Raw genomic sequence first — 8,775 nt, forward strand, 5'->3', positions numbered from 1 at the left:
TTTAAGGGGCTGAAACAATCATAAAATGAAGTTTGTTATATTCAAGTTCTCCTTCATAAGATATTACACTTATATCTAAATAATGTCTCTTATTTAGATATAATAAAATATAATTTACAATACTAATTAATATAACAGATATAACATAAATCTTAAAAATATTATTTTCAGGTTTAAAATATTTTATAATAAAAAACATAATAGGCATTAGAAGAATAATAAATGGTGTATCTCCAATGTACATAACAAACAAAGGACTTGATATTGACATAATTAAAAAATCTTTTAAAATAAAAAAATCTGTTTTTATAAATCTAATTAAGTTGTATAATAATATGAATGTAAATGAATATATATATATATGTGAGATAAATAATAGAGTAATATTATATAATTTACTTGGCTTCATAACGACGAATAATTTTTTTATATTTTTCTAATAAAAATCCTTTACCATCAACTTTACCTTTAAAAGGTGCTGAAGTAGGTTTGTGTCTATCTAACCACAACATGAGCATTGGTAAATCAGTTCTAAATCCAGAATCCTTGACATCGCCATTCCAAGGGTCATCAAATTCTGGTGTAACTCCTAAAATCCCTCCCAATCCATGGATATGTTTTTGTCCATCTTTATTAGCCATTGCTTGAAACTTAGCTATAGTATTATCATCTGTTTTAGCATAAATAGGAACTGCAACAACACCTTGTTCGTGTTTAACAAATGCTAAATCCCATTTGTAAGCTTTTTCCATTGTATCTAATGGATCGTTTTTGTGCTTTCCATAAAACAATTCATGAAATTTGATTATGGCATAATCACAAATACCAATATTTAGTTCGCTTAAAATTATCTCAACATCATTTTCGACAAACATAAATCCACCATCCATAATTGTTAATTTATTTACTAAAGCATATGCTCCTTTTAACCACCTAGATTTATGTTTTGATTTTGCTACTTTTTCTTTAAGTAAATTATAGAAATCTGCGATTTGTCCAAATGGTCCTAATACTCCTTGATATTTATGTTCAACAATGTACATACAAGCAGTTTTCCAAGTATCGTTTTTTGCTTCTCTATCTTTTGTTAGCCAACAGCCACTTTGTAATTTGGTGTAACCCGTTGCTAATTTGTATAACTTTAAATTTGGGAATTCTCCATGAGTTGATGCTATTTTTGTTTTATTACCATTTGTTAAGAAATCAATTAACAAATCAGCATAATCTATATTCATTGCTGAATGTTTTGGTAAATAAATCCTAATATCATCATTGTCAATACTAATATAGGTTAATGAAAACTTTTTGTATTCGCCAAATGTATCTCCAAATAATAGACTTAGTTCATAGGTGGAAATTGATTTTATTTGAATTTTTGAAGTAGAACAGTCAATATCTTTTCCGCTATAAGATATGCTCATGACTGGAAAAATCTTTCCTGCTATAAAAACTCGTTCACGAATTTTTAATCTATTTGGACCAGAAAAAGTTTGATATTCTAATTTAGTTTTGTTTTTGTTGTTTTGCCTTATTTCATATAAATACTCAACAAAGTCTGTTTCTACTTCGTTAATGCCTTCAGCACTTTTTATGCCATCATCTTTAATAAAATGAAAACCATCTTCCATAAATGGCATTAGTGCCACACCAATATTCATACAAATTGGTTCTTGTAAAATATCCAAGGTTACATCTTGAAAACTCGTGTCTCCATCAATCTCTGCTATATAAAATGTTCTTCCCATAATTTATTCAAATAAAGTACTCCAAATTGATTTTTTTTCTTTTTCTATTGGTTTTCCATTTTCGTCGCAATCTACCCAACAGCTTGCTGGTTTGCCATCCATTGTAGCACCAAAAATTTGTATTTGCCCGTTTACAATATTGGGTTTTTCTTTTACATTTTCAATCTCAAGTGCTTCTTTTAGTTCTGCAAATCCTTCTTTGTTTACTTCACCTTTAAAAGTAAGTTCTTTTGTTCCGTCTTTTAAATCTTCATCATTTTTTTCTTTTACTTTTATAGTAACAGACTCGCCTTCGTCATAATTACGAGTGCGTACAAAAATACTTGCTTTATTGCCTGTAAAAGCATTTTGTATTGTTTTTTCTACATTTTCACACTTCCATTTTACATCAATAATCTGTTTTTCTTTGTCGTATTTAAACTTTCCTTTTTCGGGCAGTTTGTTCATTTGTGGTGCTTTGTATTCTATTTTATCTTTTGCAGTTATCAAGGAACTTGCTCCATAAACGTGCATTTGCTCTTTTGCTCCAAACTCGGTTTTGCCGTCTGAAAAACCTGTAATTTGTTTTTTGGCGTACAAATCGAGTTCTTTATTTGCCGAAATTTCGGTGTTATCGCCACTGGCAATGATGGTTTTTTTGCCACTGTCTTGAGAGATTTCGTTGGTTACAACGGTTTTTAAGTTTTTACCAATATTGATGGTGCTGTTTTCTTTGATAATTGATTTTTGGTCTTTGCCAACATTTGTGGTCATGTTTTCCTGCACATTGAAAACCATATTTTTACAATTAACTGTAAAAGTTTCAGGTGCAGAAATAGTGATGTGTTTATTTTTTGTGTCTAAAAATATCTCGTTGTCGCTTTTGTCTTTAATGGTTATACTCTCGTTGTCTTTGTTGTCATTAAAAACTATTCGATGTCCGCTTCGGGTATATATCGTTTTGATGTCGTTATTCGCTCCGCCACCTTTTCCTGTTTTTCCGTTAAATAAACTTCCCATTGCAAACGGACGGTTTGGGTCGTTGTAGCGAAAACCAAGCATAACGTGGTCGCCTACCTCGGGAATGAAAACCATTCCTCGGTTAGTGGGTACTTCGCCACTTGTACCTGCATCGGGTGTCATTACTCTAATCCATTGGGTTCGTAGGTTTTTGGTTTGTTGCCAAAGCATTTTTACACGGATTCTGCCTTGTCCTTTTGGGTCGGCATTGTCTATAACAATCGCTTGTTGATTTTGTGCTTGAGGGAACGCAATTTGTGGTTCGGGAAGCGTTTTTATAAATGCTGGCAAGGCTTTGAAACTGTTTTCATATTCGCCAATATCGGTGGCTTTGTGGGTTATTTCGGTAATGATGTATGTGCCAACTTCTTGGGTTTGAAAATGTGGTTTCCCTGCTTTCCAAAGTGGGTCTAATGGTGATAATTCTTTTTCTTCTCGTGCATTAACGGTTATTATGGAACCAATTTTTAATTTATTATTGCCACTTGTGGCGGTTATATAATTGGCATCTGCCATGGTTGCTTCTTGTCGCTTTTTTAGAATAGTTTCTAAAAAACCTTCGTCGCCAGTAGGTATTCTGCCATATTCTAACGATGCTGTGTTAAATAATTTTTCGGAGGCATCAAAAGCTTGGTCGCCTATTCTTGGCAATCCTTCTACTTTGTGTTGTGTTTTTGCTTGATACAATTTGTTGCTCTCTTCATTATAAGTATATGCTCCAAATTGCGTTTGTTTGGCGTTTACGCCAAGTTTAAAAGTGTATAAATCTTGTCCGAAAGTTAAAGTAATTCGCTCTTTTTCTCTGATTTTTTTTGGCTTGCCAAAAAACAATTTTTCGCTATCATAATATAGCCACTCATTATATTGTTTTGCCAATCGTTGAATAAACTGAAAATCGGTTTCGGCATATTGGGTTTGGTAGTTAATTTTGTGAGTAAATTCGGGTTGGATTTCGTTTTGAAGTTGTTCGTTGGCACCGCTTTTGATAACTTCTCGCACCATATCTTGCAAGGTGGTGTCTTCCCAAGAGTGCATTTTTGTTCCCGATTCTAACAAAATAGTTTTTGAATAACCTGTCAAAATAATTTGACTTCCTACATGGTCTAAATTAAAATCTAATTCAATATTTGTTATAATTCCGAGAAAATTATTTTTGTTTTCTAGTGCTATATGTACCACTTTCCACATCCAACTTTGAGCGTTTTCCATGGTGTAGGCTCTTGGTTTTTCGATTACCGAATGAGGAACTTTGATTGTAAAAGTGTGATGATTGTTGATGGTTTGGTGCAGTTCGATTGAAGTGAAATGGGAGATTTCTTTACGGTCAATTCCAAAAATAATTTTTTCTTTTATCATTTTTTATGCGGTTTTATTTTGCGGTTTGCTGGTCAATGGTTTCCTCCAATCGAGTCACGCAGGGGAATTTCACCCCTGCGTTCTCACGGAACCGTGCTTGAAATGAAATTCGACGTAGTCAAAGTCTCCATTCACACGGCTCTTCATAGTATTAAATCACACAAATATAATTATATTTATGGATATACCTATAACCAATGTAAAAATAAATTAGTTATTGGCTGTGATTTTGTTTCGTAATAATCAATCATCCCATTTCTGGTTGTTAATTGTTAGTAAAACTTACTATGCCTAGCCCTTTGCTCCATACTCATTACAGAAACTTCATCACTACTACGACTAGGTCTGCCCCCTATATCTCAACCACATCCTTTGTTGTCTGTTTCCTCTTGCGATTTTACAGAACGATATAGAGTTCACTTGTTCCTTAAAACAGCCTATTGATGCGTCTTGCCAACTTAACCCCGGATGCCGTGTATTCAGTAATCAGGTTTCCAATACACTCTATCATAGGTACAAACGTAACTACCTATTTTTGACATCGTCTTTTGCGCTTACGAGGCTTCATCATTGGTTCACTCACGTTCAACTCACATAAACACACCTACTGCAATCTTGTTGCCGTTTTTCTTTGTCGCTCACCACACCATAGTTTCCTAATAATGCAGCACAAAGTGGTTTACGGATTATTTTTTAATGTTTTTTTGGTATCCGTGCATCCGCTTCGCTCAAGTAGTAACTACTCCTGAAAGTCGTCACTGAGAGACCTAATCTCATCTGTTTTAAAGCATCAACAACTGCGTTGTTGTTCAAGTCACACACATGTCGCAGCTTGGCGAGGTTGCGGATTAAGGAAACCTAAACTTTCGGTTAAACACTTACTTTACAAGTACAAAACTAATTTTAAATTAAGCCTAAAACCCGCCATTTCTGCAAACTGCTGTTGGCAGAGGTATTAATTATTCGTAACAAATTCTAAATCAATAATTTCAATAATATTGTTATTTTGATCTTTAACAGTTAAATTAATAATTCCCTTAACATGAATGCCTCCGCCTGGTTTTGTACCATTGTAGATATTAGTAACTACTAAATTTCCAGAGGTCCGAAAACTTTGCCATTGTTGATGACTGTGCAAACTACCTAAATTATTATCATTGATAATAAAAGGAGATAAAGCTTTTCTGTAAATAACTTTATTATTAGTAGAATTTTCATCAAAACTTAAATTCGTGAAGTTAGTTAATGGTTGGTTTAGCTGGATTGAAATATTTCTTCCATCACCAGAAACATAATCAATATTTTGATTTCCAGAACCATTACCACCCACTTGGAAGTAAGATGATAAATAATTTGATGTACCGCCATTACTTTTCATATAGCAATAATCTCTTCCCCATGGAGACATAGCACCACATGAATGGAAAATTTTTCCTTCAATTACCCTCCTTTCTTGTGAATTTGTTGTTGAGTTAAGAATTCCACTAAATTCAATTGTAATTTTTTTAGATGTTTCATTAATTTCAAATTTATTTATTTGAAAAGAATTTAATGGTTTGTAAGTAGGTGTCTTAAATATTTTTAATATGTTATTACCAGCATTATATTTAGTCTCCTCTAATTCAAAGGAAAGTAATTGACCACCCTCGGTAAATATATATTTTAAATCATAAAAATACTCAGCAATATTTCCATTTTTTACTGATATAGACGCATAACCTTGATAATTAGTCCCTAAAAGCGTTAAACCCGTGCCATTATTAATTGATTTGTATGTTTTTCCGTCAATTTTAAATTCAATTAACTCATTAACTTTCTCATTTACAGCTTCCTCTTGAATAATATCATCATCTTTAGAGCAAGAAATTAAAGAAATTAGGATTAAAAAAACAGCTATTATTTTTGCATTAGTATGTTTCATAATTATTGTATTTTAAGTTTTTTTTTGTCAATATCTCTGCCAATCGAGTCACGCAGGGGAATTTCACCCCTGCGTTCTCACGGAACCGTGCTTGAAATGAAATTCGACGTAGTCAAAGTCTCCCTTCACACGGCTCTTCATAGTATTAAATCACACAAATATAATTATATTTATGGATATACCTATAACCAATGTAAAAATAAATTAGTTATTGGCTATGATTTTGTTTCGTAATAATCAATTATCCCATTTTTGGTTGTTAATTGTTAGTAAAACTTACTATGCCTAGTCCTTTGCTCCATTTCCATTACAGAAACTTCATCACTACTACAACTAGGTCTGCTCCCTATATCTCAACCACATCCTTTGTTGTCTGTTTCCTCTTGCGATTTGGCAGAACGATATAGAGTTCACTTGTTCCTTAAAACAGCCTATTGATGCGTCTTGCCAACTTAACCCCGGATGCCGTGTATTCAGTAATCAGGTTTCCAATACACTTGGTCATAGGTACAAACGTAACTACCTATTTTTGACATCGTCTTTTGCGCTTACGAGGCTTCATCATTGGTTCAGAGCTACGCTCGCCTCCTTCTAAATAATGTGTTTTTACACATTATTTCTCGGACATGTTCAACTCACATAAACACACCTACAACAATCTTGTTGCCGTTTTTCTTTGTCGCTCACCACACCATAGTTTCCTAATAATGCAGCACAAAGTGGTTTACGGATTATTTTTTATTGTTTTTAGGTATCCGTGCATCCGCTTCGCTCAAGTAGTAACTACTCCTGAAAGTCGTCACTGAGAGACCTACTCTCATCTGTTTTAAAGCATCAACAATTGCGTTGTTGTTCAAGTCACACACGTTTTGCCGCTTTGCGAAGGCGGGGATCTTTAGCACTAAACTTCATTATATGCATTAAGCTTGAATTTGGCACTTCACTGTCATAAAAGCACGAAACCCCCGCTTTTGCCAAGCCGCTGTTATAAGCAGTTTTTTTAATATTTATCCTTGTAAGGGGAACTCTTTATTTGTAAATCAGAATTGTAGTTTTTCAATAAATCAAATTTTATGCTTTGAATTTGTGTTGAACTAAGAGGACTTCTTGTACAAATTATGTAAGCTTTTTTATTTTTACTTTTGAAGTCAGCTGATAATCGTTTGATTGTTGCTTTAATTTGATTTACAGCATGAACCAAGTCTTGACCTTTAAGTTCAATATAAAACTCTATTCCTTTAGCCAACAACATATAATCACATCTTATAGTTTCGTCATTTATTTCACATCCGTCTACAAGTACTTTAGTTGAAATAACTTGATCAATATTTTCAAGAGTTAATTTACTTTTCTTCTCCTCAAATGTAAATAATTTCTGAGATGAGTCTGTTCTACAAGTCATTTGAAAAATCAATATTAAGAAGTTTATCAAATTCTATTGAAATTTCATCTGATACTGAATCCAATATAGTAGGTGATATAAGTTTTGATTCTTTTTCAATTAAATATCTTTGTTCATTATTTCTTAATGAATAAACACTAAACATATCACTTTCTAATTGTTCTTTTGTAGGAATAACTTTATTTAATTTATCGCTTTTCTTTCCTTCTAATTTCAATTTATTTTTAATGTTTCCAGAATAAATTAAATTATTGAAAGAAGAAAGTATGTAAGGACTATGGGTTGTAACAAATATCTGAAATTTGTTGTCAGTACTATTAAATGTACGAGCCAATAGTTCTACTATTCGTTTTTGTGCAGTTGGGAATAAATGAGCCTCTGGTTCTTCGATATAAAGTGTAAAACCTCCTCCTACAGAATTAATTCTCGTAAGAGTTTTAAGAATTATTATTAAAGGTAGAGTTTCTTGTTGTCCAGATGAAGCATTTGTTAAATTTACTTTTCTTTGGTCTTTGTGAACTAAGTAATCTTTCTCTTTTTCTCTCACATAAGTACTATTCAACACTTGTGAAATTAGTTCATCATACTCTTTGTCGTTTTTTTCATCTGATAAAATGTCATTATAAAAACGTTTTAAGTTCTCATAAAAAGAACCAAATTCAATAAGAAATGGGTCTAAAGACCTGTTATCGCTTAAAAAAGAAAAAATGCTACTTTGTATATTTGCAAAAAAACTTCTACCAGCTGGAATAAAAAATTGGTCAAACGTAGATAGACTTCCTAATTCATTTTTGACACAACTTTGAATTTTTTCATTAATTTGTCTTTTAGTGCTAAAATTAGGAACTTTTCTATTTTCCAGAATTTTAGCTTTTTCATCTTGATAAATCTTTTTTCCTTTTTTTAGTACAGCCTTAATATTATCAGAATAGTCAAAATTTATTTTGTTATCAATTTTTTTGATAAATATAGAAGTGTTTTCGTATGAATATGAAATAAAAAAATCGTCTTTACTCCAAGATTCTTTAGGAAAAAAGTTTATAAATGTTTCTTTTTGTTTTTGATCTAAATCTCTTTTAGATTCTTCATTTTCAATGCTTTTTATTGTCTCATTTATGAAGTTTTTGAAGAAATAAAGTAATTTAACTGTTATGCTTTTTCCAGAACCTTGTGGTCCAATAAGTATGTTGATTGACTTAAAATCAAACTCCATATTATTTATTCCTCCAAAGTTTTCTATATATATTTTTTCCACTTTTATTTTAGTCTTTTAATTTTCACAAAGTTACAAAATAGAATTTAATGTTCTGCCGTATGCTTTTTAAAATTGCCTATAACTAGTAGATATACGA

The 8,775-nt window shown here is 32.0% G+C and carries 5 protein-coding genes; all 5 read right to left on the reverse strand.

Annotated elements, in window-relative coordinates:
- Positions 1 to 395 precede the first annotated feature (395 nt).
- The gene (locus B0A58_RS13870; RefSeq protein WP_089081558.1) at positions 396 to 1,745 is read right to left on the reverse strand and encodes a hypothetical protein; all 1,350 of its coding nucleotides are present in this window, start codon (positions 1,743 to 1,745) and stop codon (positions 396 to 398) included.
- Positions 1,746 to 1,748: 3 nt separating this feature from the next.
- Positions 1,749 to 4,100, reverse strand: coding sequence for a type VI secretion system Vgr family protein (locus tag B0A58_RS13875; RefSeq protein WP_089081559.1), 2,352 nt, complete (start codon positions 4,098 to 4,100; stop codon positions 1,749 to 1,751).
- A gap of 955 nt (positions 4,101 to 5,055) precedes the next feature.
- Complete coding sequence (locus B0A58_RS13880; protein WP_089081560.1) at positions 5,056 to 6,021, reverse strand: hypothetical protein; 966 nt, start codon at positions 6,019 to 6,021, stop codon at positions 5,056 to 5,058.
- A gap of 1,000 nt (positions 6,022 to 7,021) precedes the next feature.
- Positions 7,022 to 7,423 (reverse strand): hypothetical protein, encoded by a 402-nt coding sequence (locus B0A58_RS13885; protein WP_089081561.1) that lies wholly within the window; start codon positions 7,421 to 7,423, stop codon positions 7,022 to 7,024.
- Positions 7,413 to 8,678 carry an AAA family ATPase gene (locus B0A58_RS13890; protein ID WP_141841261.1) on the reverse strand — a complete coding sequence of 422 codons (1,266 nt, stop codon included), beginning with the start codon at positions 8,676 to 8,678 and terminating at the stop codon, positions 7,413 to 7,415. Before B0A58_RS13890 ends, B0A58_RS13885 begins: the two co-directional genes overlap by 11 nt.
- Positions 8,679 to 8,775 lie beyond the last annotated feature (97 nt).

The sequence above is a fragment of the Flavobacterium branchiophilum NBRC 15030 = ATCC 35035 genome (assembly GCF_002217205.1).
In the GTDB taxonomy this organism is placed as follows: domain Bacteria; phylum Bacteroidota; class Bacteroidia; order Flavobacteriales; family Flavobacteriaceae; genus Flavobacterium; species Flavobacterium branchiophilum.

Bases quoted from the DNA above. Each gene is read 5' to 3' on its own strand.
- B0A58_RS13885 (WP_089081561.1), bottom strand. From the start codon at position 7,423: ATGACTTGTAGAACAGACTCATCTCAGAAATTATTTACATTTGAGGAG.
- B0A58_RS13870 (WP_089081558.1), bottom strand. From the start codon at position 1,745: ATGGGAAGAACATTTTATATAGCAGAGATTGATGGAGACACGAGTTTT.
- B0A58_RS13875 (WP_089081559.1), bottom strand. From the start codon at position 4,100: ATGATAAAAGAAAAAATTATTTTTGGAATTGACCGTAAAGAAATCTCC.
- B0A58_RS13880 (WP_089081560.1), bottom strand. From the start codon at position 6,021: ATGAAACATACTAATGCAAAAATAATAGCTGTTTTTTTAATCCTAATT.